General features: G+C 44.4%; 17 protein-coding genes. 13 read left to right on the top strand and 4 right to left on the bottom strand.

The window, feature by feature from the left end; genetic code table 11:
* Positions 1-27: 27 nt before the first annotated feature.
* The 4 genes from GRFL_RS11230 to GRFL_RS11245 all read left to right on the top strand — a co-directional run bounded on the left by GRFL_RS11230 (position 28) and on the right by GRFL_RS11245 (position 5,296).
* Positions 28-1,251, top strand: a complete 1,224-nt coding sequence (locus GRFL_RS11230; protein ID WP_083646104.1) for a response regulator — start codon at positions 28-30, stop codon at positions 1,249-1,251.
* Positions 1,252-1,263: 12 nt separating this feature from the next.
* Positions 1,264-1,599, top strand: a complete 336-nt coding sequence (locus tag GRFL_RS11235) for an Hpt domain-containing protein (RefSeq protein ID WP_139839237.1) — start codon at positions 1,264-1,266, stop codon at positions 1,597-1,599.
* Between the two features lie 126 nt (positions 1,600-1,725).
* On the top strand, positions 1,726-2,805 hold the full coding sequence (locus GRFL_RS11240; RefSeq protein ID WP_083644707.1) for a mannose-1-phosphate guanylyltransferase: 1,080 nt from the start codon (positions 1,726-1,728) through the stop codon (positions 2,803-2,805).
* A gap of 46 nt (positions 2,806-2,851) precedes the next feature.
* Positions 2,852-5,296 (top strand): DUF4114 domain-containing protein, encoded by a 2,445-nt coding sequence (locus GRFL_RS11245; protein ID WP_083644708.1) that lies wholly within the window; start codon positions 2,852-2,854, stop codon positions 5,294-5,296.
* Positions 5,297-5,357: 61 nt separating this feature from the next.
* Here the strand turns inward: GRFL_RS11245 and GRFL_RS11250 are convergent, their stop codons facing one another.
* Together GRFL_RS11250 and galB are read right to left on the bottom strand one after the other, a co-directional pair.
* A complete protein-coding gene (locus GRFL_RS11250) occupies positions 5,358-6,338 on the bottom strand; it encodes an aldo/keto reductase (protein WP_083644709.1) in 981 nt (326 codons plus the stop codon).
* Positions 6,339-6,349: 11 nt separating this feature from the next.
* Positions 6,350-9,094 carry a beta-galactosidase GalB gene (galB, locus tag GRFL_RS11255; RefSeq protein ID WP_083644710.1) on the bottom strand — a complete coding sequence of 915 codons (2,745 nt, stop codon included), beginning with the start codon at positions 9,092-9,094 and terminating at the stop codon, positions 6,350-6,352.
* 194 nt (positions 9,095-9,288) lie between these two features.
* Between galB and GRFL_RS11260 the strand changes: the two genes are divergently transcribed.
* From GRFL_RS11260 to GRFL_RS18350, 6 genes are all read left to right on the top strand, one after another.
* Positions 9,289-12,804, top strand: a complete 3,516-nt coding sequence (locus GRFL_RS11260) for a PAS domain S-box protein (RefSeq protein ID WP_083644711.1) — start codon at positions 9,289-9,291, stop codon at positions 12,802-12,804.
* A 159-nt stretch (positions 12,805-12,963) separates the two neighbouring features.
* Positions 12,964-13,659 (top strand): hypothetical protein, encoded by a 696-nt coding sequence (locus tag GRFL_RS11265; RefSeq protein ID WP_083644712.1) that lies wholly within the window; start codon positions 12,964-12,966, stop codon positions 13,657-13,659.
* A gap of 6 nt (positions 13,660-13,665) precedes the next feature.
* Entirely contained in the window at positions 13,666-14,031 is a 366-nt protein-coding gene (locus GRFL_RS11270; RefSeq protein WP_083644713.1) for a response regulator transcription factor, read from the top strand.
* A 30-nt stretch (positions 14,032-14,061) separates the two neighbouring features.
* Positions 14,062-15,075 carry a HEAT repeat domain-containing protein gene (locus tag GRFL_RS11275; protein ID WP_083644714.1) on the top strand — a complete coding sequence of 338 codons (1,014 nt, stop codon included), beginning with the start codon at positions 14,062-14,064 and terminating at the stop codon, positions 15,073-15,075.
* Positions 15,076-15,109: 34 nt separating this feature from the next.
* On the top strand, positions 15,110-16,534 hold the full coding sequence (locus GRFL_RS11280) for a glycosyltransferase family 2 protein (protein ID WP_083644715.1): 1,425 nt from the start codon (positions 15,110-15,112) through the stop codon (positions 16,532-16,534).
* 158 nt (positions 16,535-16,692) lie between these two features.
* Positions 16,693-17,016 carry a LytR/AlgR family response regulator transcription factor gene (locus GRFL_RS18350; protein ID WP_341475748.1) on the top strand — a complete coding sequence of 108 codons (324 nt, stop codon included), beginning with the start codon at positions 16,693-16,695 and terminating at the stop codon, positions 17,014-17,016.
* Positions 17,017-17,040: 24 nt separating this feature from the next.
* Here GRFL_RS18350 and GRFL_RS18355 read toward each other — a convergent pair whose 3' ends face one another.
* On the bottom strand, positions 17,041-17,286 hold the full coding sequence (locus tag GRFL_RS18355) for a hypothetical protein (RefSeq protein WP_341475749.1): 246 nt from the start codon (positions 17,284-17,286) through the stop codon (positions 17,041-17,043).
* Here GRFL_RS18355 and GRFL_RS18360 point away from each other — a divergent pair.
* On the top strand, positions 17,191-17,415 hold the full coding sequence (locus GRFL_RS18360; protein ID WP_341475773.1) for a LytR/AlgR family response regulator transcription factor: 225 nt from the start codon (positions 17,191-17,193) through the stop codon (positions 17,413-17,415). The two genes, GRFL_RS18355 and GRFL_RS18360, sit on opposite strands and share 96 nt — an antisense overlap.
* 184 nt (positions 17,416-17,599) lie before the next feature.
* On the top strand, positions 17,600-17,902 hold the full coding sequence (locus GRFL_RS11290; protein WP_083644716.1) for an STAS domain-containing protein: 303 nt from the start codon (positions 17,600-17,602) through the stop codon (positions 17,900-17,902).
* An 89-nt stretch (positions 17,903-17,991) separates the two neighbouring features.
* On the opposite strand, the gene GRFL_RS11295 is transcribed toward GRFL_RS11290, so the two are convergent.
* Positions 17,992-18,324 carry a hypothetical protein gene (locus tag GRFL_RS11295; protein ID WP_083644717.1) on the bottom strand — a complete coding sequence of 111 codons (333 nt, stop codon included), beginning with the start codon at positions 18,322-18,324 and terminating at the stop codon, positions 17,992-17,994.
* Positions 18,325-18,498: 174 nt separating this feature from the next.
* Here GRFL_RS11295 and GRFL_RS11300 point away from each other — a divergent pair, with 174 nt between their 5' ends.
* A complete protein-coding gene (locus GRFL_RS11300) occupies positions 18,499-19,152 on the top strand; it encodes a DUF2461 domain-containing protein (protein ID WP_083644718.1) in 654 nt (217 codons plus the stop codon).

Consider the following 19,152-nt stretch of genomic DNA (forward strand, 5'->3'; position numbering starts at 1 on the left):
TTTGAAGGAAACAAGCTCTCTGAGAATATGAAAATATTAGCTATTGACGATCAGCAATTAGTATTGATGCCACTTGCAAAACGCTTGAAAGATATTGGCTACAATGTGTTTACCTCCAGCAATCCGGAGGAAGCCTTATTGCTATACGCCACCTTTAAGCCAGATCTACTGATCGTGGATATCAATATGCCGAAAACTTCTGGTATCGAGGTCATCAAACAAATCAAAAGTAATTACAATGAGCCCAAGCCTATTATGGTGCTTTCGGGGAATACCGATAAAAACCTGATCGTCCAAGCCTTTGAACTCGGAGTACGGGATTTTATGAAAAAACCATTGAGCCTGGACGAGGTATCTGCGAGAGTGAAAAGTTTGATTGGCCTTCCCGAGCAGCCCCAAAAATTAGTGGAAGAACGGGAAGTTATCCTGCAACATCGCTGCGTAGGTGTGGTGATTCCGTGTTATAATGAGGAAAAAAGACTTAAATCAGCAGAATTTTTGAAATTTCTGCATCAAAATACGGGTTATCACGTGTGTTTTGTGAATGATGGAAGCACCGATGGTACTTTGGAAGTGCTGCAAAATCTTCGGAAGGGACGCGAGAATTACATCAGTATCTATAATTGTGAGCAGAATGGCGGGAAAGCGGAAGCTGTTCGGCAGGGGCTAACCTACATGGCTTCCTTCGAAGACCTGGACTACGTGGGCTTTCTCGATGCCGATCTTTCTACTGATTTTGCAGACTTTGACGACCTGGTCAAGACCATTGAGACTTCCGGTTTTCAGATCGTTAACGGTTCTCGCATCAGCAGGATGGGTGCCAATATCAGTAAAGAAAGCGCGAGGAAGCTCATAAGTAAGGTCATCAATTTCCTTATCAGTAGCATTTTGGGGATGTCTTTTCGGGATACCCAGTGCGGTGCCAAGATCATGAGAAAAGAACTGGTGCCGATCGCTTTCCAGCAGAAATTCCTGACCAAATGGTTGTTTGATGTCGAAATTTTTATGCGGATGCGCCAGCACTTCGGAAAAGAGGAAGCCCAAAAAATTATCTGTGAACAACCGCTGAAGCGATGGGTTCATGAAGATGGTTCCAAATTGTCGTACAGCGATTCGCTTAAGATCGGCTTCCAGCTAATCAAGATCTATTGGAATTACCGCCTCAAACCCTTTTTTACGCAAACTAGCTTCAGTAAAAGCTTTTCCTGGGCTCGCGTGATGGAAGTCCGGGATGAAGTACCCCTCAACTAAAAAATGACGATTATGAAAACAGACCAGCCAAATATGTCTTATGTGCACCAGCTTTCAGGTGGTGACAGGGACCTGGAAAAACAGCTATTTGAAGTGGTTCGGAAAGAATTACCCCAGGAAGTAACCGCTTTTAACCGCGAGATCCAGACTAAAAACTTTGAAAAAGCCGCGATGGATGTCCATAAAATAAAGCATAAGGTCATGCTCCTGGGTGTAGCCGAATATTATTATTTCGCTGAAGCCTACGAGGAAGAATTGCGGGTGGGAATCAATAGGCATGAAGATGAATTTCGAAGGCTTATCAATATTCTGCAAATGTTTGTAGCAGGCTATTATTGTGGAAGCTAAAACCATTCGTCTACAGTTTTTTGGTATTCAACTTTTCAAGGGAAATACCCATCGAATAATCTGATTTTCAGATTAAAGTCGATCTAAATTGAACCCATAATTTACCACCTAATGAAACAAACGAACATGAAAAATCACAATTTTGCCGTTATTATGGCCGGGGGAGTGGGAAGCCGCTTCTGGCCGGTAAGCACCCAGCAAAACCCAAAACAATTTCAGGATATCCTGGGCTGCGGTGAAACTTTGATTCAAAGTACGTTCCGGCGATTGAAAAGGATCGTCCCCTTTAATCAGATCTACATTCTAACCAATGCTGCCTATAAAGAGACCGTTTTGAAGCAGTTGCCAGAAATCGATGAACAGCAGCTGGTCCTGGAACCGGCCATGCGCAACACCGCGCCCTGTATCTTACTGGCGGCGATGAAAATTTTTAAAATAGACTCGGAAGCACGAATGCTGGTAGCTCCCAGCGACCACTGGATACAGAATATGGAAGAATTTCAGGCCGATATGGAACTGGCTTTTCAAATGGCTGGAGAAAGTGACAAACTGGTCACATTCGGGATCAAACCCAGCATGCCCAGTACCGGTTTTGGATATATACAGTACCAGCCATCTTCCGAAGAAGAAATTTATAAGGTAGACCGTTTTATTGAAAAACCAGATTTTCAAACTGCCGTGGCCTTTTTGCTTACGGGTAACTATCTCTGGAATTCCGGGATTTTCGTCTGGAAAGCTTCGGTCATTTTACAACAATTCCGGGTATACCTCCCCGTGATGTACCTGCTTTTCAGCCAGGGAGAGGAATTTTATAATACCGAAAAGGAACAGGATTTCGTGAATTCAGAATTTGAAAAAGCAGAGAATATTTCCATCGATTACGGGATTATTGAAAAAGCTGCGGAAGTCTATGTGATCCCGGCGAGTTTCAGCTGGAACGATCTGGGCACCTGGGGAAGTATCCAGGGAGAACTGCCCCAGGATACCGCTGGCAACACCGTGGTGAACTCGCGGTTCATCGCCCGGAATTCTGAAGGAAATATTGTAAGAACCACTGCGGAAAAGATCGTGTTCATGGAAGGTCTGAAAGATTATATGGTTCTGGAAGATGAAGGAGTGTTACTGATTGTTCCGAAGAAAAAAGAACAGGAGATCAAGCTCATCCGGCAACAGGTCATGCAGCAATACGGTACGCAGCTCGGCTGAGATCAAATTGTTAGAAAAATAAAAAATCAGTATAAAACGCCCGAATATGAAACATTTTTACTTCTTGTTCTTTTTGCTTATCAGCTTTCCAATGGCTGCACAGTATCAATACCTGGGCGGTTACGACTGGCAGGGTGATCCTTATTACCTGGAACCGGTGGATGATGTGATCACTGCGGAAAGTCTGGATATGATCGATAGCGCGCTACCGGAAGGTTTCCCGGTCCCCGAATTCAACCCGCATTATATTACCGCCGGTTACGATACGGATGTGATCCTGGATCTCGATGCTAGCGTATATGTGACTTTTGTGAAGGAGGGTGCGGGTTACCGGAATGTACTTGGCTTTTACACCTATGATCTTGCCAATCCTCCGTTAACCCGTCCTCAACCACAGGATATAACCATTGTTTTTCCCAATGTCTCGGCAGATAATTCTGGCGGGGGCCTGAATATGGGAAACAAGGTCAAAATTGGTGATTTCCCGGCCGGTACTGGAATTGGCTGGGTACTGCTGGCTAATGCCTGGGATGGAACAAAAGTTACCGATGGGCTCTGGCAGGTATTTTCCAACCCCGATTTTAACCCAGAACCGCTTCCCGAATTGCGCCATCATATGGTCCTGCTGAAAGACCAGGCCCAAGATCGCATCTACCTGGGAGTAGAAGATATTCGCCGCGATAATCTTTCCTGCGATAACGACTTTAACGACGCGGTTTTCTATGTGACCACCGATCCTGATGGAGCAATACGCACAGAAAACCTGGCTGATATCGAGAGCGCGACCGATGTGACATCTGCAAACAAAGGCGGACTCGAAAGCAACGGAAAATTAGCTCACCTCATTTCCGAAAGAAATTTCAACCGATTAAAAACCAATTACTCCAAACACCTTCGCTCTGAGCAACAGAAGTTCAGTTCCAGTACAAGCCTGGTCAAGAGTGCAGCAGGGATCGACCTGGTTTCGATTTTGCCTGATACCGGGATGTTTGGCAACGAACAGGCAACGATTTCCAGCCCTGAGGATTTGATGGGAATTACCAATGCCAACCAGGTGTTTTCAGCAGATTATTACCAAGGAAACAAACGCGTCGCCGCTGCGCTGGTCACGCAAACCAGCGGTGGGATCTACGATCATTCCAAGGTGATTTGCGACCGGTTGAATTCTTCCAGCCTGGAAGATATCAGGAGTTTTAACCTAAAGGGACATGAACTTTTGATGATCAAAATGATTCGCGCGTCCGGGGAAATAGAGTATGCCGTGAGCTTCTCGATCACTTCGGAAGCACCGTACCAGTTGTATTCGCTCTGGAATATTGGCGATTATCCCGCCGGGAACTATATGAATTTCCAGGTTTGGGGCAGCAATATGGGGCAGGTGAGCAGCATTGCAGGACATATTTTAGAAAAATTTGAAGCTTTTGCTTCGCTAACAAGCGATAAGATAGCCGGCACGTACCCTACCGTTTTCGTAAAACATGGTTTTTATGAAGATGGCCGGCTACATCTTATCGTGAAAAACAAAACAAAGGCTTCGGAAATCGCTGTAAGCGGAAATCTTCGCACTACGGAAATGGATACAGAACAGCATTTTCAGCAAAAACTGGGATTGACCGAAGCTTACGAACAGGAACTGGAAGTTTCTACAGGAAAATTATTTGATGTGGGACTGCAATTAAAAGCCGATACTTCTCCGAAAGCCGATGTACTCTATTTAGCCGATGGCCCTTGGGGAATCGATTATATAGACACCGAAACCAGAATCGCTGATTTCCTTGTGGAAGCCCATGCCGGTGCTGAAAATGGAGATTATCGCCTGGAACGAAATGTGAGCATTTCCGGGGAAGTTTACGGTACCATGAACCTTTTCCGAAGCATCCTGCCAGGCGATCAGTATTTCAGTATCAAAGATTATGAAGCGCTCGGTTTCCAGTTAAAGAGTTCTTCCGCGGTAGAAGTGATTTTGGTGACGGAAGGTCTGGAGAACTGGGATCAGCGATATCGATACCAGTTGGAACCCACTGAAGATTTCGAGGAGAGCAATCTGAAACTAACAGATTTTAACAACGGGAATCAATATTACCAGGGAGAAAGACTGAAATCGATCGTTTTTTCCATACAGGGAAATTATCAGAATTTTGAAGAATTCAGCCTGCAGGTACAGCAACTCGTTTTTACCAGTTTCCGCGAAGCACCGGAATTGGAATCGCAGGGAGGTGGTTTGATCCTGAAAGATCGAAAAGCTTACAACTACCCGAATCCGTTCTCAGGAACCACCACTTTGGTCCTGCCATACGAAGCTGAAAAAGTAGCTATGCAGGTCTATGACCTCTCGGGAAGGTTATTGTATAAAAAGCAGTACTTGGTAGACACAAAGACTAGTATTGAGTTCCCAATAGATCTTTCAATGCTGAAACCTGGACATTATAAGGCAATTTTGATCCTGGACGAGCAGCATCGCTATGGCCTGAGCCTGCTGCGAAAATTATAGAGTTTGTGTTTTCATGATGAAAATCCCGCCCGGCACACTTTGGCCGGGCGGGATTTGATTATTAATATTTTCCGCGAATATGCTCGTGAACCTCTTCCTGGTAGAATCTGGAAATCTGGTCTTTCAGCTCCTGCGAAAGTGGTTCGATTTCAGAAGCTTCGGCGTTGGCCGCAATGTGCCTTGCAGAGCTGGCTCCTGGGATAATGCTGCTCACTTCCGGGTGATCGAGGATCCATCGTAGGGAAAGTTCGGTAAGACTGATTTCCGGTGGGCAGAGGGCTTTAAGTTTTTCAGCGAGTTCCACACCTTTTTCAAAAGGCAGACCTGCAAAGGTTTCTCCTACGTTGAACTGCTCGCCGTTCCGGTTAAAGTTGCGGTGGTCATCGGAAGCAAATTTGGTAGATTGATCAAATTTACCGGTCAGCAACCCGCTGGCAAGTGGGAGCCTTACAATAATTCCTACTCCTTTCTCCGCCGCGGCAGGCAGCAGTTTTTCTTCCATTTTTTGCCTGAAAATATTGAAAATGATCTGCAGCGAAGTGATGCCTTCCTGCTCCAGGCATAAAAGTCCTTCTTGCTCGCTTTCCACACTCGCACCAAAATTGGCGATTTTACCTTCTTCTTTCAGGCTTCGAAGCCAGTCGAAAATCGAGCCTTTTCGCAATTCTTCTTCAGGAATACAGTGTAGCTGAAGCAGATCGAGTTGGTCTACCTGAAGCCGTTCGCAGGAAGCAGCCACCGCTTTTCGCAAAGCCGCTTCGGAATAAGAATCCGGGAACACATCGCCGCCACGGCCAAATTTGGTGGCGATCTTGACCTGGTCACTGCCGCCGAAAAATGTCCCCAGGATTTTTTCACTGCGGCCATTTCCGTAGACATCTGCCGTGTCATAAAAGCTGATCTCGTTTGTGCCTGCGGTTTTCAGGATTTCCTGGGCTTGTTCCTCAGCAACCTGCTGGCCCCAGTCGGCTCCCAGCTGCCAGCAGCCAAGACCAATTTCGCTCACTTTGAAACCGCTATTTCCTAATTTTCGATAGTTCATAGATTTAAAATTTATTGAGATAGAATTTGTGTCGTTGTTGTTTCCAGGCCTTCGGAAGTTGCCGAAATGCTGATCTTTCCTTTTCCTGTAGGCCTGATGATCACCAGCGCTTTTCCGCTGAATGCCTTCCGGCTTTTTGAAGGGAACGCCGTCATATCAGTAGGATCACCATTATCAGTAGCGACGATCTCTGCCGGGCCTTCCACGCTGAAAGTGATAAGATTTGCAGCTGTAGGAACAGGATTTCCCTTCGCATCGAGTACCTTGACCGCCAAAAATCCCAGTTCTTCTTCCTCAAACTGAACAGACTCCTTTTCCGGTTTGATGATCAATTTTACAGCTTTTCCTGCGGTACGCACGGTATCTTCCGCCCATTTCCGCCCATTTTTGTAAGCGATGACCGTCAGTTCACCGGGCTCATAACGCACCGAGTCCCAGCGCAGACGATATTCGTATTCCGCTTTTTTCTTCTTGCCTAATGATTTTCCGTTTAAGAACAGTTCCGCTTCATCACCCGACGTGAAAATGTGCACCGGTGTCAACTCTCCTTTTCTCTCCGGAAAGTTCCAGTGCGGAAGAATGTGTGCCATTGGAAAATCAGGACGCCACCGGGCCTGGTAAAGGTAAAAGCGATCTTTTTTAAAACCTGCCAGGTCTATGATGCCGTAATAAGAACTGCGGGAAAGGTAATAGGGAGTGGGTTCGCCAAGGTAGTCCCAACCGCTCCATACAAAACCACCTGCAACGAAAGGATGCTGGTCCAGCGATTTGAAAACCTTATCAGCCGAAGAGCCGAAAGGCGCGGTGTATAATTCATAAGAACTCACATAGCGGTGAATGGGGTCACCACCCGTAGTATCGCTTACCGGAGCACTGATTCCTTCAGAAACAGGAAAGATATATGTGCCTCTGCTGCTAAGGGCTGCGGCATTTTCACTGCTGATAATGGCTTTTTTCGGAAACTTCTGCTGAAAATCGGGGTAAAGCGGTGGGGTTTTGATTCCATCAAAATGTGCATAAGCCGGCGCATTCCTGATGCCTTCTCCCTGGTAATTCAGGTTCAGGACCTCCATTTCCGCAGAAAATGGCATATCAGGTTTAGCATAGTTCATCGAGGCACTGGTAGGCCGAGTGGGATCTTCCTCATATGCCAGCGCTCTCAATTTGTGAGCCAGCTGGGCGCCTTCCTCGCCTGTATACTGTTCCCCAACTTCATTCCCAATGCTCCAGAGGATGATCGAAGGATGATTGCGGTCGCGCCGAATCCATGAGCGAATATCCTGCCGGTACCAGTCGTTGAAAATGAGATGAAAATCATGCGGATTTTTCTTCCGTTGCCAGCCATCGAAAATTTCATCTACCACGAGAAATCCCATTTCATCAGTAAGTTGGAGCAATTCCGGAGCTGGCGGGTTGTGCGCCATACGAATGGCATTCACCCCCATTTCCCGTAATTTCAGCAATTGCCTGCGGGCTGCACTTTTATTGAAAGCCGCGCCAAGGGCACCAAGATCGTGATGCTGATTCACTCCCTGAATGTAGATCTTTTCGCCGTTCACCAGCAAACCATTTGTGGCATCAAATTCTACGGAACGGATGCCGAAATTTGTTTCATATACGTCTACTTTTTCAGAATTCTTTCTAACGATCGTGCGGGCGAGGTAGCGGTTTGGGCGCTGCTGCGGAAGTGGACCCCATAATTTGGGCTTGGTAATAGTGATGGTTTCTGAAAATTCTTGTGTGGAATGCGCTTCGATCTTTCTGGAAACAACAGGTATTTCAGCTACCGGATCTGCTTCGGCTACCCCGTCATTCCATTCAAAAATCTGGGTGCTTACCTGGATATTTTCGGCGTGTTCGGAATCATTTTCTATCTGGATATCCAGCTTCAGTTTCGCGGAATTACTGGTGACTTCTTCCGTTCGAACAAAACTTCCCCAATGCGCTACATGAATTTTATTGGTTTTGACCAGCCAGACGTTTCGGTAAATTCCGCCACCAGGATACCAGCGCGAGGAGTAATTCGGGTTGTCCAGCCTGATCGCAATCTGGTTTTCACCTTCCCGGGCGTAGGGGCTAAGATCGAGGCGCCAGGAGGAATAGCCGTAGGGCCAGCCGCCAACCAGTTTGCCGTTCAGCCAGACCATGGCGTATGACATGGCACCGTCAATGTCCAGGAAAATGGAGCCTTTCAAATCGGTTTGGGTCAAGTTGATCTTTTTTCGGTACCAGGCCACACCGGGACTGGGCAATCTTCCCATACCGCCGCCCACTTCAGCATCCCAGCCTTCCATGAAGGGGCCTTGGATCGCCCAGTCATGAGGTACATTCACTTTTTCCCAGTTTTCATCCTGGAATCCAGGCTGCACGAACGGGAAATCGACACCCGGATTTCCTTCGGGGCGTTTGAACTTTCCTTCGGAATCTTTCAGAAAATCGTTTCCGCTGGGAAGAATCCAGGCCTTCAGCTGATGTTCAGAAGCCTGGGTTGTAACAGCCTCCGTAGGTTTGGAATCGGCCGGTTTATCATCCCGAACATCCTCAACTGCCGGTCTTGCCTCATAAATAAGCTTATCAGTCTGCTCGTTCGTTTCATATTTAAAGAATTTCCAGTCTTTATTGAGCGAAATTCGCTGCCGTACTGCATCGGCCTGTTTATTCTGCGCAGTTCCTTTTTCAGCAATCAAAAAGCTGAAAATGCAAAGTATAACGAGACCAGAAAGGCGGAATGTATCGAAAGGAAATTTGGAACTCATGAGCGATCGTAATTCGAAGATTTGGAGATCAAATTACAAAAATCCAAACGTTTTAAACAATCGATTGCATACGATTCGGGGATTTAATGACCAGCCGAAAAGTTTCCGCTCATCCTGTAAACAGGCATTCTTAAATAAAAATTTTGGGAACGCTATACGAAAAACCTTATTTTCGGTAAACATAACTTGAAAGAATGCCACTACTTCAGCTACTACCTCTTTCGCAGGGCGAAAAGATTATTTCTGAAAATCCGTCGCTGCTGAACAAGCTTACCTCCATGCCTGTTTGTGGCATCTGGTTGCAACCTGAGCTTCAGGAAAATTCCCTGTGGATCAGTGATTCCTTCTGGAATTTCATGGGCTACGGAAATAAAGACGAACATAGCCGAAGAGAAAGTCTGGAAGCTGAAGCGCTTTCAGTTTTAGAAGATGTGAGGGCAAATATTCACAAAGAAGAATTCCAGTTCAAGAAACGTTTTCCATCGGGTGACGGAAACGGATTATTGGTGCGGGTCATGGTCCAAAAAGTGGCATTTCACCAGGGAACCGGCATTTTATACCGTTTTCAGCGATACGAAGCAAAACTGAACCCGGGTGATAAACAAGAATCTTTTCAGGACCTGATCAAGATTTTCAATGAAACCAATGAGCTGGCCCGAGTGGGGGGCTGGGAACTGGACCTGGTGAGCGGGAAGCTATCCTGGACCCGGATGACCAAGGAGATCCACGAGGTTCCGGCCGATTTTGTGCCCGATCTGGAAAAGGGCATCTATTTCTACAAAGAGGGCTGGAGCCGGGACAAGATTTCCGGGCTGGTACAGGAAGCTATTGAAAACGGGAAATCCTGGGATGCTGAATTGCTTCTGGTAACGGCTAAAGGGAAGGAGATCTGGGTGCGTGCCATGGGAAAACCCGAATTTCAGGAAGGAAAATGCGTGCGTTTGTATGGTGCTTTCCAGGATATCAATCGCCAGAAAATAGCTGAACTTCAGTATAAGACCACCCGGGAACGGTTTGAAAAGATCTTTCAGAATTCCTCACTGGGAATTATCCTGGTGCATATAGAAGGTCATTTGATCCTGGCAAATCCGGCGAGTTTGAAAATATTCGGTTTCAAAGAAGCAGAGCTGAATGATGCTTTGAACCTCACCTTTAAAGACCTGATCCATCCTAATTACCTTAAGGAAGCGGTGAGATATCGCCAAAAACTGGTGAATGGGGAGATCGAAAATTACCAGATGGAAGCCAGATTCTTCAAAATAACCGGTGAGGAGATCTGGTGCAGGCTAACGACCTCCATCGTAAGAGGAGAAGCCGGGATGGAAGACCTGATCATTAGCCAGGTAGAAGATATTACCGAGCGCATGCAGTTGCAGATGAAGGCCAATGAAAATGCCAAACGCTTCATGAGCGCTTTTGAATACTCGCCAAACGGGATGGGCGTGGTAAGCATGGAGGGCGAATGGCTGATGGTGAACCAGAACCTGGCCAACATGTTTGGCTACACGAAGGAAGAGTTCGTGAATAAACGTTCCAGCGAACTAACGCATCCTAAAGACCTGAAAAAAGATTCCGAGCAGTTGCAGGCGTTGATCAATCTTGAGATTGAGACTTACAGTGTAGAAAAGCGTTTTATTCATCAGTCGGGAAGGATCATCTACGGCATGCTGTATGTTTCGGTGATCGTGGATGACGAGGGTAAACCTTTGTACCTTATCGGTCAAATTGCCGATCTTACCAAAAGGATCCTTTCGGAAAGGGCGCTTCAGAAGAGTCTGGATGAATTCCAGGGGTTGATGGATGCCACCACCAAAGTGTCGATCATGGAAACCGATCTGGACGGCGTGATTCAGAAGTTCAACAAGGGGGCAGAAAATCTTTTAGGTTACACTGCGGAAGAGGTCGTAGGAAAAATGAATGTTCTCGCCATTCATACCGATGAAGAGATCAAGGAACGCGATGAGCATCGGGAAAAATTTTACGATGCAGAGTGGACCTATAAGAGGAAGGATGGCTCCACTTTCCCGGTAAAACTGGCCATTACGCCCATCAAAAATCATAAAGATACCATCACCGGATTCTTAGGAGTGGCCATTGATATTTCCAATTTAAAGGAAATGGAATATTCCCTGCGAGAAGCGCGCAAAAAAGCGGAAGCCGCGAACCAGGCAAAATCTGAATTCCTGGCGAATATGAGTCACGAAATCCGGACGCCGCTCAATGGGATCGTTGGTTTTACAGACCTTCTCATGCAAACCAGCCTGGACACTTCCCAGGAAAAATACATGCAAACGATCAATAATTCCGCAAATACCTTGATGGATTTGATCAATGATGTCCTGGATTTCTCCAAGATCGAAGCCGGAAAACTGGAGCTGAGCGAGGAACGAACCGATCTGATCCAGCTTTGCGGGCAAACCGTAGATATGATCAAGCACCAGGCGCACCAGAAAGGCCTGGAGGTGTTGTTGCAGATTTCGCCAAACATCAGGCGATATGTGTATGTAGACGCCGTTCGCTTGCGGCAGATCCTGATCAATTTGCTCGGAAATGCGGTGAAATTTACCCACGAGGGAGAAGTTTCGCTAAGTGTACTGTCTACCAATCTCGATCATGATGAGGATGAAGTGGTCTTTAAATTTGAAATTCGGGACACGGGAATTGGAATTGCCCGGAAAAACCTGGACAAGATCTTCAACGCCTTTGACCAGGAAGATGCTTCAACAACCAGGAAATATGGTGGAAGTGGCCTTGGCCTGACCATTAGTAACCGACTCCTGAATTTGATGGACAGCAAACTGAATGTGTCCAGCGTCCTGGGCCAGGGCAGTACTTTTTATTTCCATGTGAAACTCAGGACCGAACAGGAGATCAACTTTGAGACCCGACCTATTAAAGACATTCGCAAAGTATTGATTGTGGATGACAATGATAATAATAGGGAAATTCTGAAGCAAATGCTCGCAGTGAATAAGATTGAGACCGTTTTGAGCCCAAATGGAATTGATGCGCTGAACAAACTGAAGGATCACGAGGATTTTGATCTGGCCATCATCGATTTCAATATGCCGTATCTCACCGGAATTGGCCTGATTGAACAAATCAGGAACAACTATCAGCTGGATGCCGATAAGCTTCCCGTGATCCTCTTACATAGTTCTACGGAAGATGAGATGATCCAGAAATCCTGCAAGGAGCTGGATGTGGCTTTTAATGTGACCAAACCTATCCAGATCGCGCAGTTATATGAACTGATTGAAAATATTGAAGAGCCTTTAAATGTCAAAGCGGTGATTCCGGAAGAGGAATTTAAGAATACCGCTGAAGAATTCAGGATCATGATCGTGGAAGATAACCCGGTAAACCGTTTCCTGGCCAATACCATCATTCAAAAAGTAGTGCCGAACGCGTTGATCATTTCTGCGGAAGACGGGGAGGAGGCCATCGAGAAATTTCGGGAAAATAAACTGGACCTGATCTTTATGGATATACAGATGCCCGTTCTGAGTGGACTGGAGGCTACGGAAGAAATTCGTAAAATTGAGAAAGAAAATTCTCACACTCCGATCATTGCTCTTACCGCACGCGCCCTGAAGAATGAGCGCGAGAAATATCTAGCCCGCGGGATGGACGATTACCTTACAAAGCCCGTCGTTCTTGAGGATGTTAAAGAGGTAATATTTAAATTTTTAATTAAGGAAAAGCCGTAAGAAGCAATAATTCCTATTGAAAATCAGGGTTTTTCAGCTGATTTCTATTTGGATTTTATTTATTTGTAGCTGATTTCCACACGGAAAAACCTGGAAGAATTTCCGGTTCGGTGAGGAAATTGCTTATTTTTATGGTTCATACTGTTTGTTTAATGATCTATGAATAACGAATTACCAGTTTCATTGCTGTATATAAGCTCGGCTGACGAAAACAATGAATTAGTCGATAAACTGCAAAAAGATAACGTGCAGTATTTACAGCTTTCCAATAGTGTAGAAGCAATCCAGTTCCTGCAAATGAACGAGGTTTCCGCTATTCTTATCGAACATCCGGTGGCACCTGTAAGTACAGAGGATACCGTTTCTTTTATCCACCAGGAATTAAGCCTTGGTGTGCCTTTGTATCTGTATCGGTTTACGGGGGACGAAGATCGGTTGCCAGAGCAACAGGGAAGTTTTACCCTGCTCGACGATGATCTTCAAAATACCGATTTTCAGGAGCTGCTCAAACAATTACAGCAAACCAGCCAACCAAAAGATTATTCTTTAAATTATCTTAAAAAGGTTTCAGATAATAACCAGGAGTTTATATTGCAGTCTTTACAGATCTTTGTAGACTCGGTGAAAAAGAACCTCGACGAGGCAGAAAAGGCGTTTGAAAGTGGAGATTTTGAAAAAGTAGGTGGAATCGCGCATGCGATAAAACCTTCCTACGAAATGCTGGAAAATCAGGAAGCTCCGGCGATCTGTGATGCGTTGACTTACCATCGACAGCAGGAAAATATCCCTTTTCAACTTTCAGAACTCAGGAGGATCTATGAAACCATCACCTCCCAATTAGGGAGTCATTTATGAAAAACTATGAAAAGAATATTGGTGGTAGAAGACAACCCGATGATCGTGAAATCTCTTGAATTCAAGCTTCGGCAGGAAGGCTATGAAGTGCTGGTAGCACAGGATGGCCGCCAGGGAGTGGAATTGATGGAGAATAACGAGATAGATTTGTTGCTTACAGATTTGATGTTGCCGTTCGTAAATGGCTTACAGCTGATCGAACAGGCAAAGCAAAAAGACCCTGACCTTCCCATTATCGTGCTATCCACTTCGAAACAGGAGAATATTATCATGGATGCCTTTAATCTGGGAGTGGAAGATTTTATAACGAAGCCCTTTAACCCAAATGAACTTTCTTTGAGAGTAAAAAGATCTTTAAGAAACGCAGATTAAGGTTAGCCCCAAACTAAAAATAACCTGCTTTTGAATGACTATATTAACACCGTTTCCAACGGCGAACTGATCCTGCACGTGAATTTATTTTTCTCAGTGTTCTTTTCCCTTGTAGCATTATTGCTGGTGGGAACGATCCTTTACATGCGGTATCAGAAGCTGAGAGAAAACCGTAAAATTCAGAAGCGGCGGGAGATCCTGTCAGATTTTATGATGCGGTATCTTTTTGAAAATCCTAATGATGAACAGGCAATAGAAGCTCACCAGCCACAAAACAACCTGCAGCTGCGAACCGCCGTGCAGGTGATCATGGAGTTCGTGGATAATTTCAAGGGTGAAAGCCTGGAATTACTGAGAAAACTCTTTTACGCCTGGCGACTTCAGAAATACGTTCAGCATAAATTGCAAAGTAAATTGTGGTACGATGTGGCACAATCGATCTACATTTCTTCCGAATTGAAACTGGAGGAAATGCGCGAGCACGTAGTGAAACACACCAATTCAACCAGGAAAGATATCAGGCAGCAGGCGATCTTTTACCTCATTAATATGGCGCAGGAAAACCCATTATCCTTTCTTCATCAGGTAGATAAGCCATTGAGCGTATTTGAGCAGATCTATATCAAAGACTGTATGGATACTCAGTATACGGGCGTCATCCCGGAATTTGGGGAATACCTCGAGCATCCACTGGAAAGTGTACAGATTTTTGCTTTAAAAATGATTGCGGAGTATAACCAGTTCGAAAGCATTGGGGAAATTCTTCCTTTTTTGGAGAGCGAGCGTGAAGAACTGCGCATCGCTGCTATTGAAAGCCTTTCAAAACTGGAATACCCGGAACTGAGTGAACGTATTGAACAAAAACTGCCTTTGGAAAAAGCCTCGGTTCGAAGCCACATTCTCAGAAACCTGAAAAGAAAATACAGTTTGGGAGATTTTCAGAATCTGGTGGGGTTAATTCCGGAAACCGACTATAAAAACCGGGTTTTACACTTCAATTTGGCCAATAGCCTGCGGAAAGAATCTAAAAAATTATATATTTAGTTTTTGAACGAACGGGGGCACAAACATTGCTGTATTGGAATTATATCAAATAGTAGAAATAGCCAACTGGCTATTTTTAATTTTTGGAATCGTCATTTGTCTGGGGTATACACTTGCGGCCATTTTCTCCTTCCTGGAAATTCGCGATTATAAAAGAAGAATTCGTTTCCAAACGGAAACCCCGTTGTTGCAAAGTTCAGACCTGCCTTCAGTTTCTATTTTAGCACCCGCCTTTAACGAAGAAACGAACGTGACCGAAAATGTGCGTTCGCTGCTCAATTTGAATTATCCTAATTTTGAGATCGTCATCATCAATGATGGGAGCAAGGACCGCACCCTCGAAAAACTGATCAAAAAATACGATTTGGAACCCGATAAATTTTATTACCACCAGTTCGTTCCCACTAAAGAGGTCAGGGGCGTGTATCGCTCAAAAAACAAATCTTTTAAGAATCTCAAGGTTATTGATAAGGAAAACGGCGGAAAGGCAGACGCCCTGAACGCCGGGATCAATTGTGCTGACCATGAGATCATTTGCTGTATAGATGTAGATTGCGTGTTACAGCAGGATGCTTTGCTGAAGCTGATCAAACCCTTCCTGGATAGTGAAGAAAAAGTGATCGCTTCGGGTGGAATAATTCGTGTGGCGAATAATTGCATTATTGAGGATGGCCGGCTGGTAGATATCAAACTTCCGGACACCTTCCTGGCGAGGGCGCAGATCATTGAATATTTCCGTGCTTTCCTGATGGGGAGAATGGCATGGTCCCATTTAGACGGATTATTGCTCATTTCCGGCGCTTTCGGGATGTTTGATAAGGAAACGGTGATCGAAGCAGGTGGTTATGATGCCAGTACGGTTGGCGAGGATATGGAATTGCTGGTTCGCATGCGACGGATGATGCGTGAACAAAAGCAGAAATATCGCGTTGGTTTTGTACCAGATCCTTTATGCTGGACAGAAGTGCCGCAAAGCTGGAAGATCCTGCACCGCCAGCGTAACCGATGGACCCGTGGTACTGCGGAAACCCTTTACATTCACCGCAAGATGCTTTTTAATCCGAAATACAAGGTACTCGGAATGCTAAGTGTGCCTTACTGGTTATTTTTTGAATGGATGGCACCACTCATTGAATTCCTCGGGATTTTTTACGTGTTTTTTCTTTTGTTTTTCAGTGGGATCGATCCGGTAGTATACCTCATATTTTTCATAACGGTCTATTCATTTGCCGTCTTATTTTCCATTACAGCCTTATTCTTTGAGGAATATTCCTTTCAGCAGTACAAAAAACCGAAATACATTCTCAAGCTGCTGGCGACGATTATTGTAGAACCACTTTTTTTCCATCCCTTTGTGATGTTTGCAGCCGTAAAAGGAAATATTGACCTTCTCCGTGGTAAAAAGAAGTGGGGAACCATGCAACGAACCGGTCTCAACCGGCAGGAACAATCCACTTAAAAAATTATCAGGTTTAAGCGTTAATTTTTAAAGATATCCTACAATTTTTCATAACTTGGGATGAATTATTGTAAGAATATTAATCCATATAATGAGAGTAGGGCATCATTGGGATTAATCTGCCTGTCTTTCAGATATGTAAACTACGGTTGCATATAATGAAATGTATCGTGATAGATGATGAGGAACTGCCACGCGTAGTGCTGCGTCAGCTTATAGAGAACATACCAGATCTTCAGTTAGAAGGGACTTTTAACAGTCCGCTTCAGGCTATTCGTTTTCTGAATCAAAATGAGGACGTGCAGCTTATTTTTCTGGATGTGAATATGCCGGGATTCAGTGGCTTTGATTTTATTCAGACCCTGAAAACTATGCCCGCGGTCATACTGGTAACTGCAGATAAAGAACATGCCATTACGGCTTTTGAATATGAAAACGTGGTGGATTATTTGCTTAAACCAGTCCAGAAAGAACGATTTTAAATTGCTGTTCAAAAGGCTTTAAAGTTAGCGCGGAAGGAAAAAAAACTCCGGGAAGTTTACCAGAAAGAAAGCGCTGAAAACGCTGAAAATGAGCAGCTTTACGTTCAGAGTGAGAAAAGGCTCATTAAAATTGATATTGAGGATATTAAAATCATCGAAGCCAAGGGCAACTTCATTTTGATCAAAACCACGAACGGTAATCACATTACCTACTCCAGCCTGAAAAAGATCGAATCCAAACTTCCGCAGGAAAGCTTCATGAGGGTACATCGTTCGTATCTTATCAATTTCAAAAAGATCGTGGATATCGAGGATAACAGTGTCCTGATTGGAAAGGAAATTGTTCCCATCAGCAGGCGGTTCAAGCCACAGCTAATGGAACGACTCAACCGTCTTTAGACTGTTTATCTTACCGGTTTTACCGCTTATCATCTAAACGCCACCGCTCATATAATTTTCATAAAAAAACCTTGAATTGCGAGTTAAATTTGGGATAAGTACGACACTCAGAATATACTTCTGAAGTTGGGGCGCCCTACACCGCAAGCTTGTCGTACTTTTTTAGCTGACAAGTATGTGAATTATGATAGAGATTTTTACTCAAGGGCATCAAGTAAAATTGAATGGTCAAATTAACTCAGAGAACGTTTCTGAAGTTGAAAAACAAATTGATGATCTTTTAGATACTTACGAAGGGGTAAGTTTGGATCTTAATGACATTTCCAGCATAGATACCTGCGGGTTCTTTATGCTGTATGTGGTACAGCAACGGGCGCTGCTCCACGGTAAAAAAGTGGAGATTGAGTGGGCCACGAATGACATGATCAAGAAGCACGCGGCAGGCAGCCAGTTATCTTTTCTGTTTGGTAGCTTAAAATTAGTTTGAAGCAAGCCGCGCAAGGTGATTTTCTATAAATAACCCCGCTGCCAAGCGGGGTTAAACCAAAAAAGAAAATTTCCCAATCACTAATAAGCTCAGGAATCTGAAATTTGTAATGCGCCACTAGAGATACTGGTAGAATTCAATGAAGCTGGTAAACTTTTTTCCTCCAACCCAAGATATCTCATATGATCGATTAGGTTGTATTTCACGCATTTCTCAATCTCACCCAGCTTCACGCGATAACAAGCCTTGCGAATATACATCTGTTCACCATCGAATAATTTCGTGGTGATGTCCAGATCAACGTGTTGGCCGTTGATACGACTGGATAGGTAATAGTTGAATTTTATACCCGTTTTTCCCTTAAGAGGCGCGGTTTCCGTTTCCGGAATATGTATAAAATCGCCCAGTTGTATGTAATTCATGACTGGTGATTTAATGATTAGGCAATGGCTAATATAGCTTTCTTTTTCTGGTAATATTGACGTTTTTCAAATATTACTGATGCAAAAGCTTGAAATTCAGATTATTTAATAGTTTTTGAGGAGTTTTTCTGAAAATCTCATAAACAGTATTTTTAGTACCTTGAAATCAAAAACATGGATTTCAGGAAATTATTCGATTTTCTTCACCGGCTAAACAATCATAATAATAAAGAATGGATGGACGAGCACCGTAAGGAATACCAGTCCTTGCGGGACGATTACCTGCACTGGCTGGAACAGCTGGAAATCAAATTCGCTCAGGTTGATCCTGATTATACCACGACGGGGGCTAAAAAAGCCCTGAACCGAATCAATAATAACCTGCTTTTTCATCCCAATAAGCCCATCTATAAAGATCATTTTGGCGCAGGACTGGATAAAAAACCGGGAGCTTCTGACTTCTACATTCACCTGGGTATCAATGAAAGCTTTATCGCCGGAGGCTTTTATAAACCGAAGAAAGAATATTTGGATAGCATCCGGGCTGCGATAGATTATGACGGGGAAGAACTGGAAAAGATCTTGCAAAAACCATCATTTCAAAAGACTTTCGGGGAAATGCTGGAGATCGATCCGTTGAAAACAAGCCCAAAAGCATATGCTTCAGATCATCGCTTTATTCGTTATCTAAGACGAAGGAGTTTTGTGATTTCCAGGGATCTTACCGAAAAAGAGATATTTTCGGCCGATTTTCAGCAAAAACTTGTGAAATATTACCTGGAGATTTTACCTTTTCGCCAGTATTTAAATCATGCAGTAAGCGTTTAA

This window comes from Christiangramia flava JLT2011 (genome assembly GCF_001951155.1).
Taxonomy (GTDB): domain Bacteria; phylum Bacteroidota; class Bacteroidia; order Flavobacteriales; family Flavobacteriaceae; genus Christiangramia; species Christiangramia flava.

Excerpts from the sequence above, each read along its gene's own strand:
- GRFL_RS11300 (WP_083644718.1), top strand. The coding sequence starts at position 18,499 with ATGGATTTCAGGAAATTATTCGATTTTCTTCACCGGCTAAACAATCAT.
- GRFL_RS11265 (WP_083644712.1), top strand. The coding sequence starts at position 12,964 with ATGAATAACGAATTACCAGTTTCATTGCTGTATATAAGCTCGGCTGAC.
- GRFL_RS18350 (WP_341475748.1), top strand. The coding sequence starts at position 16,693 with ATGAAATGTATCGTGATAGATGATGAGGAACTGCCACGCGTAGTGCTG.
- galB (WP_083644710.1), bottom strand. The coding sequence starts at position 9,094 with ATGAGTTCCAAATTTCCTTTCGATACATTCCGCCTTTCTGGTCTCGTT.
- GRFL_RS11230 (WP_083646104.1), top strand. The coding sequence starts at position 28 with ATGAAAATATTAGCTATTGACGATCAGCAATTAGTATTGATGCCACTT.
- GRFL_RS11295 (WP_083644717.1), bottom strand. The coding sequence starts at position 18,324 with ATGAATTACATACAACTGGGCGATTTTATACATATTCCGGAAACGGAA.
- GRFL_RS11290 (WP_083644716.1), top strand. The coding sequence starts at position 17,600 with ATGATAGAGATTTTTACTCAAGGGCATCAAGTAAAATTGAATGGTCAA.
- GRFL_RS11270 (WP_083644713.1), top strand. The coding sequence starts at position 13,666 with ATGAAAAGAATATTGGTGGTAGAAGACAACCCGATGATCGTGAAATCT.
- GRFL_RS11260 (WP_083644711.1), top strand. The coding sequence starts at position 9,289 with ATGCCACTACTTCAGCTACTACCTCTTTCGCAGGGCGAAAAGATTATT.
- GRFL_RS18355 (WP_341475749.1), bottom strand. The coding sequence starts at position 17,286 with ATGTACCCTCATGAAGCTTTCCTGCGGAAGTTTGGATTCGATCTTTTT.
- GRFL_RS11240 (WP_083644707.1), top strand. The coding sequence starts at position 1,726 with ATGAAAAATCACAATTTTGCCGTTATTATGGCCGGGGGAGTGGGAAGC.
- GRFL_RS11245 (WP_083644708.1), top strand. The coding sequence starts at position 2,852 with ATGAAACATTTTTACTTCTTGTTCTTTTTGCTTATCAGCTTTCCAATG.
- GRFL_RS11250 (WP_083644709.1), bottom strand. The coding sequence starts at position 6,338 with ATGAACTATCGAAAATTAGGAAATAGCGGTTTCAAAGTGAGCGAAATT.
- GRFL_RS11235 (WP_139839237.1), top strand. The coding sequence starts at position 1,264 with ATGAAAACAGACCAGCCAAATATGTCTTATGTGCACCAGCTTTCAGGT.